Genomic DNA, 19,692 nt, shown 5'->3' with positions numbered 1-19,692 from the left:
CGAACCGATTCTGGACGATCGCGGACATCACTTCTTCGTTTGCCTCCATGCGCCACCCGCGTGTGCCGCAATCTCATTCTGGGGGCCGAGACACAGGGTCAGGCTGTGTCGTCGATCGCCACGGGCCGCCCTTGTTCACCGCCATGAGCTGCTGAACGGCGGGCAGATGCCGATCGATCTTGCTGTCGCCGGTCAGATCCCAGACGGTTGTGTTCAACGCCCTCAAGCCCATGGTCGCCGCGGCCCAGGCCTGGCCCCATCCGGCCTCCATGCTCCAGGCTCCCCATCCCGCGTCACCCGAGCTTGCCCAGTACTCCCATCGCCCGAAGCAGAATGCCCGGAACCATCCACCGTTGAGGTACGGAATCCGATCGGCGCGAACCTGGATGCGGCAGAGATACTCCGCCAACCTGTCTTCGGCCGTCTGGAGCCCGGGATCGCCGAGAACGGCGTTCGCTTCATGCAGAACCAGCAGCGTGAAGCCGGTGACATAGAGTTGGTCGCTGGCCCGATCGCCGCTGTCCTGAATGATGGGCATTTCGCGAGTCCCGTACTCCTCGTTGCTCGTCGGCGGCAGGAAGTGGGCGGAGCCTTTGGCTCCGATGACCTCGGCGACCGCTCCGGTGGCGGGATCCTGACAGGCGAGCAGATCGGTGCACATCCGTTTGAGCCAGTCTCGATGTTCCGGGGTGTCTTCCACGCGGACCAGCCACGCGAGGCAGTGGACCATGCGGACGCGCTCCAGGTTGTTCTGCCATCGCCAACGGCCGGGGTAGGCTTCCATCATCCGGCGGATCCCGGTTTTCGCCTTGTCGAGGAACGGCAGGTGATTGGTGTGCTGATACGCCCACAGAAAGCAGGCCCACAGAGCCGCCTCGTAGTGGGCGCAGAGATCGACTGTGTCGGCATCATGGTAGGGTCTCCAGCCGCGTCGCTCGAGGGGGGCGATGTCGATCCGCTCGCCCCGGAAGCCGAGTCTCCCGGTGGTTCGCAGGTTGGCCAACAAGGCTCGAAGAATCGGCTCATCCCAGCGATCCGACTTCAGGCAGGCGGCGGCCACGATCGCGCCCTCCACGACCCGGGCGTTGTCGTCGCCGTAATGGGCGATCTGCCAGGCCGGGGCGATCAATCCCCAAGCCACATGGCCGAATGCCGGATGAGTTGGATCGCCGCGTGGGCCGCGCATGGCCTCCGACTTGAAGAAGACGAAGTCCAGCAGGTTCTCGGCGATCCTGCGACTGCCGGCATTGTGGTTCACAGCCCAGTCCAGGGCCATGCAGGCGGCCATCTCCGCGTGGCAGTCACACCGCAGCGGAAGCCTTTGCTTCTGGCTGCCATCCCAGGCGATCAGCGACTCGAATCCCTCGAGCAGGCCAAGACTACCGTCACCGCTGGGAGCGCCAGGCCCGGGGGCCGCGGCCGCTTCCACATTGGCGGTCAGAAGCCGGTGGATCTCGGCCTGGCGGGATGAGTGCACGAGCAGCCGAGCGTCAACCGCCCACCGGGTGAAGGCTGCAAGGCTGCGTCTCTCGACGTCGGCGGGAAGCGGATCGGCCGGACCGTACGCGGGGGTCACGATCGGCGTCACCCGGAGCGGGATGGCTTGGCGATCGGTGAGTCGCCCGAGCATCTGCTGCCAGAAGACCTGCCAGTCGCTCGCCGGGGCATAGCGACCGGTCAAGAAGGCGCTCAACTTGGTGGTCGCGACAACCAGACGCCGTTGCGGCAGTTCGAACAGGATGGGAGACAGTTGGCTGGGCAGTCCGAACACCGCCTGGTCGAAACCCGCGACGCGACCGGCCACGAGCAGGGAGTCCACGCTCGTCGTGGGAATGAAACGGCAACCGTGTACCATGAGAATGCGCAGCCGTGGCAGGGCCGGGCCGAACACGTCGGTCGAGACGACCACGCGTTCCCACTGCGTCTCTCGCGGCGGGCCGACCTCGAGACCCGGAACGGCCCTTGGATACTCGACATACAGGCGGATGTCCTTGGCGGCAGCCTTCTCCAGTAAAGCTGGGCCAAGTTCGGTCGTCTGCTCGGGGTAGCCGTCCGCCAGGATCATCACCGTCGCGCCCGAGGGGGCTTCGCCGACGGCCCGTCCGGCGGCATCGTAGCGCGGGCAGGTGATGCCCGAGGCCTCCAGAACCTGGCACAGGTCGTTGTCCACTCTGCAGGCCAGGACGAGCTTCCTCTCGCTGGCCAACGCTCGAGCGATTACCGGGCAGAGAAGGATCGGGAGCAGGGCGGCTGCAACCATGGCGCCAGCGAACCGGCGATGGCCATCGCCAGATGTGCGTCTCAGGGTCGCCCATTCCCCGGGTGAAGCAAGCTCCGTCGACCGACGCTTCGTCTCCCCGACATGAGTGACGCAAAGGCACATCACCGAACCCCGAACCCCGGTCACCGACCACTGACCGGGCCTTTCAGCATCGGGGGACGCAAAACACCGGCAACAGCCAGCCTTCCCGGCAGAGACACCGAGGACAACGCCCCACCGCCTGACAAGAACGCGCGGACCCCGAGAGGCTCGGCCGGGCGCTCACTTGCTCACCGCGTGCCACTCATCGCTGTTGCTGGCGACGTCAACCTTGAACGGGCCCAGATTGGGGGCCACTTCGACGCGGAACTTGCCTTTGAAGCTCTTGGGTACTCGCCACGAGTACTGGCAGGTACCACCTCAGCCATACTCGAACTGGCCGTTGGCCATGACTTGGCCGCTCTGGTCCAGGATCTTCAGCTTGGGAGGCGGCAGGCGCCACCTGTTCTTGTAGGCTCCGTGACTGTAGCTCTCGCCGGCCTGACCGGTGAGCCCCATGCTCACGTAGCGATTCCTGCTGAACAACCCGCTGATCTGCCGAGCTTCGGTCTTGACCTTCAGCGGTGGCCCCATCTTGAGGGCGACTGTCTTGTCGGGCTCGATGACGATTTCACCGAGTTTGCCCATATCCCCTGAGCCCTGCAGCGTCCAGACGACGTTGGCCTCGTCCGTCAGCCGAAGGCCCAGCGACCAGCAGACGTACCTGCCCGCAGGCAGCCTCCATTTTCCGCCGGAGCCCTGCAGCTCCTGGAGACCGCACTCGGAGAAGAGCGTGAGGTAGGCATCGGCGCACCCCACGTCCAGCGTGCCCACCGGCAACTCCGTCTTGGCGAGGCGAATCGCTGAGCCGTCCGGCTTGACCCCCACCTGGTAGTAGACGTCCTTGAGACGCAGAGTCTTGGTCAAGGGCGGCGTATCCCAGAAGCGGTAGATCACGGCGTCTTCCGCCGCGGGTTTGGCGTCCTTCAGCGTGATCGAAATGGCGTCAAACTCGGAAAACACCGTCCATTTCGAATCAGCCTCTTCCTCCTGGCTCTGCTTCTTGGACGGCCCGTAGAAGCCGTCAAACCGGCCGTCCGCATTGCCGTCGGAGAGGATGAGATGATACTCCTGGCCGTCGACGGTGATGTCGCCCGCGCGTTCGAAAGCTGGAGAGGCCGCCAGCCCGTCTGCACCGTAGTACTGGAAGGTCAGCTCTACATCCGCCGAGTCCGCGTCATCGGCCGGCTTGAACGTCAGCGGTCCGTAGTGGTCCACCGTCCGCCCGAACAGCCACCCGCCCTCGCGCTTCTTGCGTCCGGCGACGATCTTCTCGTCGGACAGGTCGCCGTTCTGGTTCGTGTCGGCGATGAACCTGGGCGAAGTCCTGGGCTTGGAGCCGGCCGGCGGCGTTCCGATCACCAGCCAAGTCTGCTTGCCGCCGATCCTGGCGGAGAAGTAGCTCAGCTTCGTGCCCATTTCCTCAGGCAGGCCCTTGAGTCGAGCCGGTTTGCCGCTCGTCTTGCCCAGCCACTGACTCCCCCCACCGAGCAGCGAACGCCGCTCCTTGACCTCTTTCTTCTCCAGCGGGACCCACTCCTGAGCCCATACGGGAGAGAAGGTCGCGGCCAGAAACCCTACCGTGATCAGCACTCGGCGGATGGGCCTCACGTGCATTCTCCAGCTAAGGACGACTCTTACGGTACGGCCGGGAGCAAGGGAACCCATTGCCATCCTACCGGCCCGTGAGACCAAGGTCAATCGAGCGGCGACCCTGCGAAACGGAGATCCGGATTCCTGCGAAGCGCGTGCCTGTCGCATTCCCCTCCTCCGGCTTGTAGAATCAGAGGCAGGCCGCTTCCGAGCGTGAGGACCCAGCCGGCGAGCGCCCGGGCGTCAACATCCCGCCCCTGCCTGAGGAGCCGGACCGCTCGTCGCTCGTGCTGACCGGGCCTCTCGGCTGAACGGAGAGCAGAACCATGCCGGCTTCGCGCCAAGATACACTGCGTTCCCTGCCCTCGGTTGATGCTCTCCTCCAGGAAACCGAGCTGCAGGACTGCCTGGCCCGGCTGCCTCGCCAGATCGTGGTCGAGGCCGTTCGCGTCGCGGTCAGCGAGGCCAGGCAACGACTCCTGGCCGGCACCCAATGTGGCACTGCCTCTGACGCCATCCGCGGCAGCGTCATCGCCCGCGTCCTGGAGATGGCCCGCACTGCAACCGGCCCCCACTACCGCCGTGCGATCAATGCGACGGGGATCATTCTGCACACTGGGCTGGGACGCGCCGTACTGGCCAAGGCAGCCCTCGACCAGGTGGGACGCGAGTTGCAGGGCTATTCGGTCCTGCAAATCGACACCGAGACCGGCCAGCGGTCGCGGCGAGACGAGCGCATCGAATGGCTCCTCCAGCGACTCACCGGAGCCGAAGCGGCCACCGTAGTCAACAACAACGCGGCCGCCACGATGATCGTGCTTAGTACGCTCGCCAAGGGCCGCGAAGTGATCGTCTCTCGCGGGCAACTCGTCGAGATCGGAGGCTCGTTTCGCCTGCCCGATGTCATGGCCGCCAGCGGGGCCAGGCTCGTCGAAGTCGGAACGACGAACAAGACACACGCCCGCGACTACGAGAGCGCGATCACGCCCGAAACCGTGGCCATCATGCGGGTGCATCCGAGCAACTACCGCATCCAGGGTTTCACCGCCGAGGTTCCGCTGGCGGATCTGGAGCGAATCGCCCACGACCACGGACTGGCGCTGATCGATGACCTGGGCGCGGGGGCGTTGATCGACTTCGCCCGATTCGGTTTCGAGCCCGAGCCCAGATTGGCCGACTCCGTCGCCACCGGGGCGGACATCATCACTTGCAGCGCCGACAAGCTGATCGGCGCCTCCCAGGGCGGGATCATCCTGGGCCAGGCGAAGCTCATTACCCAGGTACGCAAGAACCCTCTGGCCCGAGCCGTCCGAGTGGACAAGGTGACCCTGGCGATCCTGGAGGCCACGCTTGCTCTGTTCCTCGACGAGTGCCGTGCCTTTCGTGAAGTGCCGACCCTGGCGATGCTCATGCGCGAGCCAACTGATGTCGCCGCCCAGGCCGACCGGATTGCTCTTGCCCTGGCCGCTCGCCTGTCCGAGGCGAAGGTGACGACCGAAGCTGGTTTCTCGCAGATGGGCAGCGGATCCCTGCCGGAGCAGAAGCTGGCCACCACGGTGGTGGCCATTGCCCCGGTGCGAATGGAGGCCGGAGAGCTGGCCCGCCGCATGCGACTCGGGCAACCGCCGGTCTTTGCCCGCACCCACGCGGGCCGGGTCCTGATCGATTCCCGCACCCTGTTTGCCGACGACGAGCAGCCGCTCATCGAGACCGTGGTCGCGGCCTGCCAGGCTTGAGGTAACCAGATGGAGCGGATCAACATCACGCTGGGCACCGCCGGCCATATCGACCACGGCAAGACCGCGCTGGTCAAGAACCTGACCGGCTGCGACACGGATCACCTGAAAGAGGAGAAAGAACGGGGCATGTCCATCGAGCTGGGCTTTGCCCCCTGCACGGTAGCCGGCACGCAGGTCGGTATCGTGGACGTCCCTGGACATGAGCACTTCATCAAGACCATGGTCGCCGGAGCCAGCGGAATCGATGGGGTGATCTTCGTCATTGCCGCCGACGACGGGATCATGCCCCAGACCCGCGAGCACTTCGACATTCTCACGCTGCTGGGTACTCAGGCGGGCGTGGTGGCCTTGACCAAGATCGACCGCGTGCCGGGTGAGCAGGCCGAAAGGGTCCGGTCCGAGATCCGCGATTTCCTGGGCGGCACTTTCCTGGAGAACGCCCCCATTGTCGGCGTATCCAACCTGAACGGCGACGGCTTCGGCGAGCTGGTCACCGCCCTTCAGGACCTGGTGGCCCGTCTTCGCCGCAAGCCCACCGACGGCGTGTTCCGAATGCCGATCGAGCGGACCTTCTCCATCAAGGGCTTCGGCACCGTGGTCAGCGGCATTCCGGTTTCAGGCACCGCCCGGATCGGAGACGAAGTCACCCTGCTTCCCGAAGAACTGACCGGGCGGATCAGCGCCATCCAGGTCTACCAGCACCCGGGAGACGCCGCCGTGGCCGGCCAGTGCGTCGCCCTCAACGTGCGGCAGTGGGACCACCACGCCATCGACCGGGGCTGCACCGTGGCCGTCCCCGGTTTCTTCGAGGCCCAGCAGTGGTTCTTCTGTCACCTGCAGCTTCTCCCGCACGAACGTACCCAGCTCAAGAACGCATCGCAGGTCAAGCTGCACACCGGAACCTCCGAGGTCATGGCCACCGTCTACCTTCTGGATTCCGAGCGGATGAAGTCCGGGGAACAGGGGCTGGTCCAGGTCCGGTCATCTCGACCGCTGGTGGCCGCCCCCGGCGATCGGTTCATCCTCCGGTCCTTGTCGCCGGTCCAGACGATCGGCGGTGGAACGATCATTGAGGGCGTCTCCCAACGAGCCAGGCGAGGCCGGCCGGAGCTCCTCCAGGATCTGGCCGAACGCGCTCAGGCGGTCGGCGACGGGAATCGCTTTGTTGAATACTGTATCAGACGAGCCACCGATCATTCGGCCACCGAGGCCGAGCTTGCCCGCCGGGCCAAGGTGCCGCTTTCCCGGCTGCAGGCCATCCTCGCCGATCTCGCGAAGGGGGGGAGCGTCCTCAGGCTGACCTCCGGGCGATACGCACATCGCCACACGACCGCCGAATTGAGCCGGCGGCTGGCGAGCCTGCTCGAAGACTTTCACCGGCGTGCACCCGAACGACCGGGGCCCGATGCCGATGAGCTGCACGGCCTGACCGGATGGTCCAGGGAGTTGTTCAAGGACATCGTCGAGCTGTCTCTCGCGTCCGGTACTCTTGTCCGGCGCAGCCAGAGCCTGGCTCTGGCCGGCCACCGCGAACAGTTCACCGACGATCAGCGGCGACTCATCGAACAGATCGAGACGCTGTTCCTCGAACGTCTCTTCAGCCCTCCCGAGCCCGAGGAACTGGCGAGGCTCACCGGCGCGGCCATCGACCAGGTGGCGCCGGCCATCAGGATTCTGCTGCAGCAGAACCGGCTCACCCGCGTCGGTCCGGACATGGTCTTCCATCACCAAGCCGTGGCGAAGGCCCGCCAGCTTCTGGTAGACTTCATCCGCGACCAGGGGCGTCTGGAAAGCGTCAGGTTCAAGTACTTGCTGGATACGACCCGCAAGTTCGCTCTCCCGCTCTTGGACTACTTTGACCGCACCGGGCTTACCCGGCGGGTGAACAACACACGCTACCTTCGCGTCGGAGTGAGCGGTTGAGGCCGCGTGCGGCGTCTTGGGGCAGAATGGAGTAACACGAAGCCATGAAAGCTCGATTTGGCAAGAGGGCAATCGTCTTCTCGTGCATCGGCGTCGTTGCGTTGTTCGCCCAGCATTTCCTCAAGCCTGGCTGAGGTGACCCACGCGGCATCCTTGGAGGATGCCTCACCATCGTCACCCTTCCGATTGCGCTGATCCTCGGGACGCTGGGACTCGCCAGGGACCTGGACAAGTGGCCGGCGATCCTGGCGATCGCCCTGACCGCGGTGGGAATCGTCAGTCTGGCACTGCTTGGCCCCTTGTCCGCATGTTTCTGAAGACGAGTGCGTCGAGAAGCCGGTCACGCAAGATGCGCGGCGACAGCAGAGCCGCCGCCCGTCCCTGGCCGACACTCCGCTCGTCGCGGCAGGATCTGCGGCCAGGATCCACGACTAGGCATCATCAACGCGAACGCCGCTGTTTCAGGGCGGCAACTCCAGGTTTTTCCCTCGGCTGCAGAGGCAAGATATCGGGACGACCCCTGCCGCGAAGACCCGGTCGACCAGGAAGGGACTCCTCGAGAGCCGGGCACGGGGCAGCCCGAGATTTCACATCAGCTGTGGTCCGGCCGCCGACAACCGATTGACGATGGCACCCGGGCCAGTTAAGCTGCGGTTTTAGAGGCTGCTGACCGCGTAGATACTATGATGCCGGACGTCAAGCCGATCTTCATCGTCGGTCCGCCACGGACAGGCACCACGCTGCTGGCCAAGCTCATGGGCGGCGGCGACAAGGTTTTGTCCCTGAGCGAGCCTTTTCACCTCGACGACCTCCTTCCCCACTGGGCGCTGAAGTACTGGTTCAGGTCGCTGTTGAAACGGGCCGGCATGGTCCGTGTCCCCATGCCTCGGGTGCGCAACTACGATGAGTACTTCACCTATTTGAAGGACCTGGCCCGGGCCAACCAGATGAACTATCTGGTCATGAAAGAGTGCTTCCACGAGCTGGAGCTGAACAAGCCCTGGGCCAACTTTGAGCTCCTGGACGGATTCGCCGCCGCCGGGCACCCGATCATCGCCATCACCCGGCATCCGTGCGACACGATCGCCTCCACGCTGAAACTGCTGAACAAGCTGTTCTTCGGCTACACCGGCGTGCTGATCCGCCTGATGTGGCCATCCGTACCACGCTTCACCGACGACGAACACATCGTGCGCTGGGCCGCCCGGAACTGGGCTCACTTCATGGACTGGGCCAGGGACCGCAGGCTGTTCATCGTTCGCTACGAAGACCTGGTCCAGGATCCTGCCTCGGCGATGATGCGGATCTGTGAAAGCGTCGGCATGCCCTATCACGAACGGATGATAGACCACAAGCACATGCCTCCGGGCTTCGGCGGTATCGGCGCGCCGGAAGTGCTGTTCAAGGCTCCCAAGCCGGTGGATACCAGCTCGGTCGGGCGGGGTAAGAACCTCTCCCACGACCACCAGCGGGCGATCAGGGCGCTCTGCGGCACCCAGGCCGCCGAGACCGGCTACACCATCGAGTGCCCCGAAGATCGACCTGCGGCCGAGGGAACGCAATCTCGCAACCCGCTTCAGCCTCTAACCGCCGCCCCGCAATAATGGAGGCCTGCTGAGACCCCGATGGCCCGCTTCGCGGAACTCAACCCCCAGGACCGCGTGTTCTTCGCCTACGACCGGGCGTTGAGACGCCTGGGGCTGCCGGGCATCCACATCCAGGTCCATCTGGACATGATCGGGCCCATCGATGCGGAGGGACTCAAACGCACGCTGCTGGCCATTTACCGCCTGTATCCCGCCGTGGGCTCCCGGCTGGACCGCCACCCCGTTACCGGAACGCCGCGCTGGCGGCTGGAGGCTGCACCGCCAGACCTGGACCGCGTGGTCCGCGTCCATTCTCTCGATCCACCCACCGAACAGGAATGGATCCGCCAGGGCGAGGACCTGCTCCACGAACCCATGGACCTGATTACCCTGCCACCCGTGCAGTTCCACGTCTTTCGCGGGCTGCCGGATGGCGACCGGGTCGTGATTCGCTGGCCTCACGCGTTCATGGACGTCCGCGGGATGATTCTCCTCGCCGAGGACATCGACCGGATCTACCGTGAGAAACCCGACCTGGCCAGTATCCGGCCTTCCGGCGACGACGAGCGACGCGATTTCGAGGCCCTTATCGCAATCCCTACCCTTCTCGGTCAGGTCAGACTCTTGGCCAAAGACCGCACCAGGTCCAAGGGGATCCCGAGCCATGACCAGTGGCTTCCCGCCGGACGGGTGCGACGGCCCATCGGGCGTATCCGCCACATCAGACGGTTCTTCTCCGCCGAGCAAACCCGGCAGACGCAGCAAGCCGCCTTGCGTGTCTGCGGTTTCGCCCAGTACGGCGACTTCGTGCGGGCCAGTGCGCTGCGGGCCATGCACCGGGCCATGCCCTCGCCGCCTCCCCCGGGCGCCACCTACTCCACGCTCAACGTGCTCGACCACCGCAAACGCCGTCAGCGATCGCCCGTCTGCCACAACCTCTTCAGCGGCCTCCTGTTGCGTGTTCCAGCCAGGATGGTCGAGGACCGCAAGGCGGTGGCGGCCCTTCTGCGCCATCAAACCGAGCAGATCGTGTCCGGCGACGGAATCCGACGCCACTTGGCTCTCGTGAAGCTGATCTCCAGGCTCCCACCAGCCGTCCTGACCGAGGCCATGTATCAGAACATGAACCCGGAGCGGGAATCCGCCCTCCCAGTAGCCTTCGGTACGCCTCCATCGCTGCAGGTAGGCTTCTCCGCGGACGCCCCCACGCTGCTCCCGACGTTCTGCGGCGCCAACAAGGCCCATACCTATGGACTGGGTATTCCGCCTCCCCTGTCAGGATTCGCGATCGACCTCAACCTGATCCATGGCCAGCTCCACGTGACCTCGACCTTCCTGGAGTCGCGGATCACGCCTGCATCCATGAACCGCCTCATGGACGACTTTGCGGCGGCATTGCTGGACGCTTCATGATCCTGTATATCAGGGCGTTGTGTCGGCGGCGGGGCCCGCATGCATCATGAGGGACGCACGCTCGTCAGGGAACTCCGCCCTCGGCTCTTTGGGAAGCGCTCATGCACGTCATCTTGGTACCGGTGGGGACTCCGGGGGATGTGTACCCTCACATCTGGCTGGGACGCGGGCTCAAGGCTCGCGGTCACCGGGTCACGATCATCACCAGCGGCTACTTCGAGGCTTTGGTGCGACGCATAGGTCTCGATTTCTGCGGTCTCGGCACGGAAAAGGAATATCAGGCGGTCATCAACGACCCGAACATCTGGCATCCCAAGCGGTACTTCAAAGTCGTTGCACAACGTGTGGTTCCCCAGATGCTGCCTCCCACCTACGAGGCCATTGTCGAGCGATACGTACCCAACGATACGGTCATCGCCGCCTGCGGATTTGGCTTTGCGGCCAGAATCGCACACGACAAACTGGGCATTCCGTTGGCCACCGTCCACCTGCAGCCGGAGATGTTCCGAAGCGAATACGAGTCCCCGCTGGTCTCAGGTCTGCCAGTACGGCCGTGGATGCCCAGACTCTGGAAGCGAGCCGTTTTCGATCTGGCCGATGCCCTGGTGGCGGATCGGCTCCTGGGCCCGCCAATCAACGCCTTCCGCTCGAAGCTCGGTCTGCCCCCCGTCAGGCGAATCCTGGGCGTGTGGTGGAACTCGCCGCAGCGGGTGATCGGCCTGTTCCCCGACTGGTTCGGCCGGCCGCAACCCGACTGGCCCGCCCAGACACGGCTCACCAGTTTCCCGTTGTGTGACGCTGGCGAGGTCGAGCCCATCCCACCCGGCGTCGAGGAGTTCCTCGCCGCCGGCGAGCCGCCCATAGTCTTCACCCCCGGCTCCCCCATCCAGAACTGGGACTGGTTCTTTGATGCCTCGGTCAAGGCCTGTGTCGCGTGTGGCCGGCGGGGTATTCTGCTTACCCGGGACCGTACGCAAGTCCCCAGATCGCTGCCGGCCACGGTTCGGCATTTCGACTACATACCGTTTAGCTTTATTCTAGGCAAATCTGCTGCATTGGTCCATCATGCCGGAATCGGCACGCTGGCCCAGGGTTTGGCGGCCGGCATTCCTCAGCTGGTCATGCCCTTCACCAACGACCAGCCGGACAACGCCGCCCGCCTGCTGCGTCTCGGAGTGGCCCTGGCCATCAAGCCCAGGGACTACCAGGCCACGGTGGTCGCCCGCTGTCTCAACAAGCTGTTGGGGGTCAGGTCGGTGGCCGACGCATGCAGGAATGCGGCGGTCAGACTCAGAAGTGCGAACCCCCTGTCGGCGACCTGCGAGATCATCGAAGGTCTTCCACTTAGCCCGGCTCGGCGGGTAGCCCGAGCCAGTTAGTTCAGTTAGAATGCCCTCCATGCATGTTCTTCTGGTGACGCTGGGGACCGCCGGTGACGTCCATCCCTATCTTGGGCTCGGCCGGCGTCTTCGAGCTCGCGGCCATCGCGTGACCACGATCACCAGCGGCTACTTCGAGCGGCAGGTGCGTCAAGCCGGGCTTGATTTCGCGCCTTTGGGCACCGCCGAGGAGTACCGGAGCATCATCCGTGACGGCGAGCTGTGGCATCACCGGCAAGCCTTCCGGGCCTTCGCGGAGCGCGTCGTTCCCCTAACCCTCGAGCCCATCTACGAGCGTGTCGCCGAGCACTACGTCCCTGGGGAGACAGTGGCGGCTGCCAGCTGGAACGCGTTCGGGGCAAGGATCGCCCAGGAGAGGCTGGGCCTGCCGCTGGTCACCATCCACACCGTCCCTTCCGGATTGCGGAGCGTGTACCGAACGCCCGTGCTCTCGGAGTTCCCGGTCATGCAGTGGATACCCTGGCGATGGCGCAAGGTGGCCTACACCTTGATCGACCTGACGGTTTTCGATCGCATGCTGAGACCGGCCATCAACCGGTTCCGAGCTCGCCTGAACCTGCCGTCGATCCGCCGGTTTGTCTCTCATTGGTGGGACTCGCCTGACCGGATCATCGGGCTGTTCCCGGAGTGGTTCAGTCCGCCGCAGCGTGACTGGCCCCGGCAGGTGCGGCTCACCGGATTCCCGCGTTATGACGGAGGCGAGATAGAACCTTTACCCAGCGAAGTCCGCGAGTTCCTCGACGCGGGCGACCCTCCGATCGTGTTTACGCCGGGCTCGCCGATCCAAGAGGTCCGCTGGTTCTTCCAGGCCTCGATCGAAGCCTGCCGGTTGCTTGGCCGTCGCGGTCTTCTGCTCACCCGGTTTCCGGAGCAGGTCCCGAAGTCCTTGCCTCCCGAAGTCCGGCATTTCGACTATCTCCCATTCAGCCGCCTACTGCCGCAGGCCGCCGCCCTGGTCCATCACGGGGGCATCGGATCAGCCGCCCAAGCCATGGCCGCCGGCATCCCACAGCTAGTCATGCCGATCTGCAACGATCAGCCCGACACCGCGGCTCGTCTCATTCGCCTGGGCGTGGGCGACGCCCTGCACCCCGGACGCTACCGCGGAGCGGAGGTAGCGGACCGGCTGCGCCGCCTCCTCGGATCCAAGGAGACTGCCGCCAACTGCCGCATGCTGGCTCACAGGATCAAGATGTCCGACCCTCTGGATGAAGCTTGCCTGCTGACCGAACAGCTGGGCGGCGGAGCCGCACGCGTGACAACCGGCTGTTCCCCCTCCGCTTTTGTCGCTTAGCGGCATTCACGAGAACCCGACCGCCTGGCCATCATGATCTCATGATCACCGCCGATCCGCAGAACAGAAGCCGAGGTGTGAAATCGTCCGGCGACGTGGTAAAGTGCCCGGTCGGTGGCGATCAACCGACCCCGGCCCTGCGGGCGATCGGGCGAGACGGCCATAAGTCATTGTGCTCGGGAACCGCGCATGCACGTATTGCTGTTGCCTTTTGGCAGCGCCGGCGACGTTCTGCCCTATGTGGGGCTGGGCCGCGCCTTGCGCGACCGCGGCCACCGAGTCACCGTCATCGTCAGCGAGTTCTTCGAGCAACGGGTCCGCGGTGCCGGCCTCGGGTTCGCCCCACTGGGCAGCCGCCAGGAGTACCTCGATGCCTTCAACAATCCGCACTGCGGCGACGAGAAGGCCAGCTTCGCATTCTTCGCGGGCGTCGTCGTCCCGGCCATGCTCCGCCCCACCTTCAAGTCGATTGCCGATCGCTACCAGCCCGGCCAGACGGTGGTCGTCGCTTGCCCGCTGGTTTTTGGAGCCCGAGTCGCCCAGGAGAAACTCGGCGTCCCCCTGGCCAGCATCCACCTTCAGCCGCTCATGCTTCGTTCATCCCACGCCCCCCCGGTCATCCCGGCGCTGCCACGACTCAGGAAGATCCCGCGCTTCATTCGACCCTTGACGTTCCGGCTGCTCGACACCGTTCTGGATCGGAAACTCGGCCCCGGAATCAACAGCTTCCGGGCCGAGCTGGGCCTGGCCCCCGTCCGACGAATCATGGCCGACTGGTGGAACTCCCCCCGACGGATCATCGCCATGTTCCCTGATTGGTTCGCCCCCCCCCAGCCGGACTGGCCTCCCCAGACCCTGATGACCACGTTTCCGCTGTACGACGCCGGTGATCACCAACCCACGCCCCCGGAGGCCGAGACCTTCCTTGCAGCCGGCGATCCGCCCCTGGTCTTCAGTACCGGCTCCAATGTCGGCGACTGGCCGGGTTTCTTCGCCGCTTCGATGGACGCGTGCCGGATGCTCGGCCGAAGAGGCATCCTGATGACCCGGTTCCGCGATCATGTTCCCCCCAACCTGCCGGACAACGTCCGCCACTTCGACTATCTCCCGTACCGCCGGCTCCTGCCACGATGCGCTGCCATGGTCCATCACGGGGGAATCGGTACCCTGTCACAGGCCATGGCCGCCGGGATTCCCCAGTTGATCACCCCCCTGGGTCTTGACCAGCCCGATAACGCCGCCCGGCTCGAACATCTCGGTGTCGGTCGGAGCCTGCATCCTGATGAATACACCGCCGAGGCGGCCGCCCGGTTGCTGGCTGAGTTGATCGACAGGCCGACTGTTCTCGCTCAGTGCCGCGAGCTGGCGAGCAGACTCCGGCTTACAGATCCTCTGAGTCAGGCCTGTGCGGCCGTCGAGCATCTTGCGGGAGCGGATCGCTGATGCATGTTCTGCTGATACCTTTCGGCACCGACGGGGACGTGTACCCCTTCGTCTGGCTGGGACGGGCGCTCAAGGCTCGCGGTCACAAGGTGACACTCTTCACCGAAGACCGCTACGACCGGCACGCCCGTCGGGCAGGACTCGACTTCGAGCCACTCGGCATCCAGTTTGCCACCGGCTCGGACACTCCGAATCCGCAGCTCAAAAACGCAGCCGCCAGTTTCGAGATCCTGGCCCGGGAAATCCTGCCCAAAACGCTGCCGCGCTGGTACGCCTGCATTCGCGACTGCTACGTGCCCGGCGAGACGGTGGTCGCCGCCTGCCCCGGAGCCTTCGGGGCGCGCATCGCCCACGACGAGCTCGGCGTGCCCCTGGCGACGGTTCACGTCTACCCGCTCATGCTCCGGAGCATTCATCAGCCTCCGGTGATGTCCGCCCTGCCCCGTTTTCACCTGATCCCCCGATTTCTGCGGCCGGTGACCTACCGCATCGTGGACGCCCTGGTAGACCGCGTCATCGGCCCTCCGATCAATGCATTCCGCGCCGAGTTGGGACTGCCCCCCGTTCGCCGGATTCTCAAGGAGTGGTACAACTCGCCGCAACGGGTGATCGGTCTGTTCCCCGATTGGTTCGCCCCACCGCAGCCAGACTGGCCGGCCCAGGTCCTGCTGACGGGGTTTCCCATGTACGACGGGGCCGAGGCCATTTCGATGCCCCCCGACGCCGAGGCGTTCCTGAGTGAAGGCACTCCGCCGATCATCTTCTCATCCGGATCCCCGCTCCACGACGTGCAGTGGTTCCTGCAGGCATCAGCCGAAGCCTGCCGCATCCTTGGCCGGCGAGGCATCCTGTTGACGCCCTATCGACAGTTCCTGCCCGAGACACTGCCCAACGGCGTGCGGCATTTCGAGTTCCTGCCGTTCAAGGCGGCATTGCCGAGGGCTGCGGCGATCGTCCACCACGGTGGAATCGGCACCGGCTCGCTGGCCCTGGCCGCGGGCGTGCCCCAGTTGGCGATCCCCTTCGGCCTGGATCAACCGGACAACGCCGCCCGATTCAAGAGGCTGGGCACCCTGCTGACGATCCGCAGGGAGGAGTATCAGGCCCCGCTCCTGGCCGAGCGGCTCCACACCCTGCTGGAGTCTCCCGAAGTGGCTGCCCGATGCAAGGAGTGCGCCGAACGGCTGCGCCACGTGAATCCGGCGGAACCAGCGTGCAGGGCGATCGAAGAGCTGCAAGATCAGTCATGAGTAGCGAACGGAGCAGCAAGTGACCTCTATTCATCACTCATAACTTCTTGCCTCCAGTGAGGAACAAATCCGACCTGACGATCCGTCCGACGATCTCCATGATCTTGAGGAAGTGCCCGCGTTCAGCCAACATGGTGGCGTGCTGCTCTCGCCAGCGGCGATTCTCCTCGATCATCCGGGGAGCGTCCATCTGCTCCCACCACTCCTCGATCAAATCCAGATCGCCGTCGGACATGATCGCGGCACCGGCAAGGCGTTGCTGCAAAGGGCTGGCCGTTTGGATCGCCAACGGCCGCGTCAGGTCGTGGATCTCGCGGCGAGCCTTGTCTCGCGCCGCAGGATCGGATGACCGAGCGGAAGCGAAGAGATCACCGTATCGGCTCCCCTCGAGATTGACCGGGACGGTATCGAATCTCAGGCGGTACGCAGGTCGCTCGGGCGACCCCACATAGAAGTAGTAGTCAGTCTCAGACAACCGCTTGGGAAATGTGAACCTCAGCTTGAGAACGCCGTCGCCGCCGGCTTCAAGCACGGTCGCGTCTAACTCCTTGCTCTTGACCGTGGTTCCCGCGTCCAGTCTGCCGCTCGGCCGCAGCACCTTCAGGAACATCCCACCGGTCAGACCGGTGAAGTAACCCGGCGGCGCAATCGAAATGGTCAGTTCGCGTGGGCCCGTACGCTCCACCACGCTCGAGCGATCCATCATCAGCGTGTGGGTCGCCAGCGTCAGGGTGTAGCCCTCGAAACCCTCGGCCTGCCAGGCTTCCCGAAGAACCAGCCCGGCGTACGCGTTGGCAACCGGCAGGTTGATGAAAAACGCTCGGGTGCCCGGCGGCGGCGGCCAAGCCTCGAAGAGCATATCCGCATGCACCAGCTGCTCAGCCCGCACCGTACCGCGGTAGATGAACCGGTAGACCCCGAACGACCAGACCGTCGCGAGGATGATCAACGTGGTCACCGCGTGCCGCCATCGCCCGGGCAGCCGCCTCAGCATCAGGGCCATCATGACGGCATACGGAATCGTCGGCAGATAGGCGAAATGCGGGGCAGTAAACACGGGGATCACCGGGGCGAAGGCACCCAGGGTCCATAGGAACCAGAACCATCGGCCACAATGCCCTCGCGACGCCCAGAAGTACCACCACAGAATCAGGCCGGTCAACACCACGACGACGGCATAAGCGAGAATAATCTCCGGCGAGAGATTCCTCAGCGTAGACAAGCCCATGACCATGGGCGTGTAGAACACTTCCGAGAACAGACAGGTCAGTATTTTGCCCACCGCCCAAGGCACGTACTCAAGCCCGCTTGGTTTGCTGAAGTAGACCGGCGGTACCGCATCCACGGAGAACACGAACAAGCGGTAGTAGAGGAAAGCCGCCGACAGGATACCGACGGCTACATACACCGGCCATCGGCGGATGACATGCCGCCAACCCCCGAAGCACAAGTCCAGCAGGACGATGATCGCCGGGAAAATGATCCCCGTCTCGCGGCTGAACAGGGCCAGCAACCAGAACAACATGGCCGGGACGAACCGCCTCCATTGCGAGGAGCTAGGGCGGCCCGCCACTCCGAGCGAGGCCCGGGCATACAGCAGCACGGCCGCGGCGAAGAAACAGGCGTTGACCAGGGCATTGCGGGCCGATGCCCAGCTGACCGTGGTTGTCGAATGCGGGTGCAGAATGAACAGGGCGCCCGCCAGGAACGCCCAGAAACGGCCCAGCCCGGCCCAGGCCGCCAGCCGATAGACCAGCCAGCCGGTCAGGCCGTGCCAGAACAAGGCAAATGCGTGGATACCAACCGGACTCCCCAGGGTCAGCACATACTCCAGTTTGACCACGAGCATGGCGACCGGGCGAGCATAGCGCCAGACGATCGGTTTCTCCTGCCACCAGAAGTGGTTCCATCTGCCCGAAAGGTCGATGGTCGCCGACTCGATCAGGTCGTTCCAGCCCCAGCCATAGTGGGCGGATGCAGCTCGCTGCCAGTGGTCGTCAAGAAACACGCCGTCCCAGAGGGAAGTGCCGTGACCGGCCAGGAGAACGACCAGGAGACCAAGGACAACAAGCCCGCCTCGGGACCAACCGGCCGGCGGCGTCATCGCTTCAGTCTGTTCCGGCAACGACATCAGTGCGTCCGCAGCCACCATTGGCGAGTCAACCGGATGCCTTTTTCGAAGGTCACCTCCGGCCGCCAGCCGAGTTCCCTGCGAATGCGGCCCGCGTCGATGACCTGGTCGGCGGACATCAGGGCCACCATCGCCCGAGAGAACGAGAACCTCTTGCCCGTGATCCGAGAGCACAGATCCACCGCCCCGCTGAAGAAACGAGCCAGCCCGCACCCCACCTGCTGTCGGGACCGAGGCAAACCCATCGCGTCACATGTCCCGTCCAGAAACTGGCACTGGTTGACCGGCTCGTCGCTGGCGACGTCGTAGATCCGGTTCGCAGGTGCCTGGCTCGTGGCGACCAGCACCACCGCCCGGGCCGCGTCATCGACGTACAGCGTCGCAATGCGGTTCTCTCCGCTGCCGACGATGAACAGCCATCGCCCCTTGATCAGCGGCATGAAGTGGCTCTCCATCGCCCGGTTCTCCGGGCCGTACAGGAAACCGAGGCGAACGATCGTCCACGGACACCCCACCCGATCGCACTGCTCGCGAACCAGATTCTCGGCCTCGAGCTTCGCCCGGCCGTAGTAGTTGAACGAGGCGGGTTCGACTGGAGTCCGCTCGGCACACATCGGCGAGCTTTGGGCGGCGGGGGAGTAAACTACCGCCGAACTGACGTAAACCACCCGGGCCGGCTGTTGGGGAAGCGCGGCGGTGAGGAGGCGGCGCGTCCCCTCCACAGTGGTCTCACGGAACTCGGCCCAGGTACCGGTGAGATCAACACGGGCCGCCGAGTGAATCAGGATGTTGCCCTTGCCCACCAGTCCGTCGCATCCGCCAGGCACGACCAGATCGCCGCGAACGGGGACGGCGCCCCACGAGCGAATCCGATCTTCGTCCGCAGGCCGGCGCACCAGCGCACGCACCTGCTCGGCGGCGGGCACCAGGAACCGGATCAGGGCCTGGCCCAGGAAGCCCGTGCCGCCGGTCAGTGCCACAATCACGGGGGGCCCTCGCTTCCGGGAAGCCGCGGAAACCAGCGCGGCACACGAGCCCGATAGTCGTTGTAGGCCGATCCAAATCGCTTCTCCAGCAGGGGTTCCTCCAGCAGGACCACCTGCAGATGGGCAAGGGGAATCGCGACCAGGAACAGCAGGAAGATGCCGACGGACGAGAACGCCACAGCCTCGCCGAGAATCATGCCCACCACGGATCCGGCAATCGGGTTTCGGCACCAGCGGAACGGACCAGTCGCCACGAACTCCTTGGGCGGGTCGAACTCGACGTAGGCCCCGCGCCCCAGCCGGGTCAGCGTGTACGAGCCGCGAGCGTAGATGATGAAGAAAAACACGAAAACCGCCACGCCAACATAGCGAAACACGCCGATATCGATACGGCACGCAGGAAGATGCACGTCGATCTGATAGGCAAGATAGGGCAATCCGACGAGAACACCGGCGAGGAAAAAGATCGCGTAGAAGATCATCCGGGCAGTCAGCGGTATGGAGTCCAGCCACGCCCTGATGCCCTGCCTGGCTGGGGCGCTACCCCCTCCCCCGCGGTGGCCGGCATCCGCCAT

At 64.9% G+C, this 19,692-nt stretch carries 13 protein-coding genes; 8 read left to right on the top strand and 5 right to left on the bottom strand.

Annotation, left to right across the window (positions count from 1 at the left end):
• Positions 1 to 73: 73 nt before the first annotated feature.
• Both KA354_12985 and KA354_12980 read right to left on the bottom strand, forming a co-directional pair.
• Entirely contained in the window at positions 74 to 2,260 is a 2,187-nt protein-coding gene (locus KA354_12985) for a hypothetical protein (protein MBP7935554.1), read from the bottom strand.
• A 420-nt stretch (positions 2,261 to 2,680) separates the two neighbouring features.
• The gene (locus KA354_12980) at positions 2,681 to 3,970 is read right to left on the bottom strand and encodes a hypothetical protein (protein MBP7935553.1); all 1,290 of its coding nucleotides are present in this window, start codon (positions 3,968 to 3,970) and stop codon (positions 2,681 to 2,683) included.
• Between the two features lie 308 nt (positions 3,971 to 4,278).
• Here KA354_12980 and KA354_12975 point away from each other — a divergent pair, with 308 nt between their 5' ends.
• From KA354_12975 to KA354_12940, 8 genes are all read left to right on the top strand, one after another.
• On the top strand, positions 4,279 to 5,688 hold the full coding sequence (locus KA354_12975; protein ID MBP7935552.1) for an L-seryl-tRNA(Sec) selenium transferase: 1,410 nt from the start codon (positions 4,279 to 4,281) through the stop codon (positions 5,686 to 5,688).
• A 9-nt stretch (positions 5,689 to 5,697) separates the two neighbouring features.
• A complete protein-coding gene (gene selB / locus KA354_12970) occupies positions 5,698 to 7,614 on the top strand; it encodes a selenocysteine-specific translation elongation factor (GenBank protein ID MBP7935551.1) in 1,917 nt (638 codons plus the stop codon).
• Between the two features lie 686 nt (positions 7,615 to 8,300).
• The gene (locus KA354_12965; protein ID MBP7935550.1) at positions 8,301 to 9,218 is read left to right on the top strand and encodes a sulfotransferase; all 918 of its coding nucleotides are present in this window, start codon (positions 8,301 to 8,303) and stop codon (positions 9,216 to 9,218) included.
• 21 nt (positions 9,219 to 9,239) lie between these two features.
• Complete coding sequence (locus KA354_12960) at positions 9,240 to 10,613, top strand: hypothetical protein (protein ID MBP7935549.1); 1,374 nt, start codon at positions 9,240 to 9,242, stop codon at positions 10,611 to 10,613.
• Between the two features lie 101 nt (positions 10,614 to 10,714).
• Positions 10,715 to 11,992: a glycosyltransferase gene (locus KA354_12955; protein MBP7935548.1), complete on the top strand. Its 1,278-nt coding sequence runs from the start codon at positions 10,715 to 10,717 to the stop codon at positions 11,990 to 11,992.
• Positions 11,993 to 12,011: 19 nt separating this feature from the next.
• On the top strand, positions 12,012 to 13,307 hold the full coding sequence (locus tag KA354_12950) for a glycosyltransferase (protein ID MBP7935547.1): 1,296 nt from the start codon (positions 12,012 to 12,014) through the stop codon (positions 13,305 to 13,307).
• Between the two features lie 189 nt (positions 13,308 to 13,496).
• A complete protein-coding gene (locus tag KA354_12945) occupies positions 13,497 to 14,750 on the top strand; it encodes a glycosyltransferase family 1 protein (protein ID MBP7935546.1) in 1,254 nt (417 codons plus the stop codon).
• A complete protein-coding gene (locus KA354_12940; protein ID MBP7935545.1) occupies positions 14,750 to 16,000 on the top strand; it encodes a glycosyltransferase in 1,251 nt (416 codons plus the stop codon). The genes KA354_12945 and KA354_12940 overlap by 1 nt, the downstream gene beginning before the upstream one ends.
• Before the next feature lie 37 nt (positions 16,001 to 16,037).
• Here KA354_12940 and KA354_12935 read toward each other — a convergent pair whose 3' ends face one another.
• The 3 genes from KA354_12935 to KA354_12925 are packed head-to-tail and all read right to left on the bottom strand — an operon-like array spanning position 16,038 to position 19,692.
• Positions 16,038 to 18,131 (bottom strand): hypothetical protein, encoded by a 2,094-nt coding sequence (locus tag KA354_12935; GenBank protein MBP7935544.1) that lies wholly within the window; start codon positions 18,129 to 18,131, stop codon positions 16,038 to 16,040.
• Positions 18,131 to 19,117, bottom strand: a complete 987-nt coding sequence (locus KA354_12930; protein MBP7935543.1) for an NAD(P)-dependent oxidoreductase — start codon at positions 19,115 to 19,117, stop codon at positions 18,131 to 18,133. Before KA354_12930 ends, KA354_12935 begins: the two co-directional genes overlap by 1 nt.
• The gene (locus KA354_12925; protein ID MBP7935542.1) at positions 19,114 to 19,692 is read right to left on the bottom strand and encodes an isoprenylcysteine carboxylmethyltransferase family protein; all 579 of its coding nucleotides are present in this window, start codon (positions 19,690 to 19,692) and stop codon (positions 19,114 to 19,116) included. Before KA354_12925 ends, KA354_12930 begins: the two co-directional genes overlap by 4 nt.

The sequence above is a fragment of the Phycisphaerae bacterium genome (assembly GCA_018003015.1).
Taxonomy (GTDB): Bacteria; Planctomycetota; Phycisphaerae; order UBA1845; family PWPN01; genus JAGNEZ01.
Note: the sequence above shows the minus strand (reverse complement) of the source record. Positions and strands in the feature narration are given on the sequence as shown.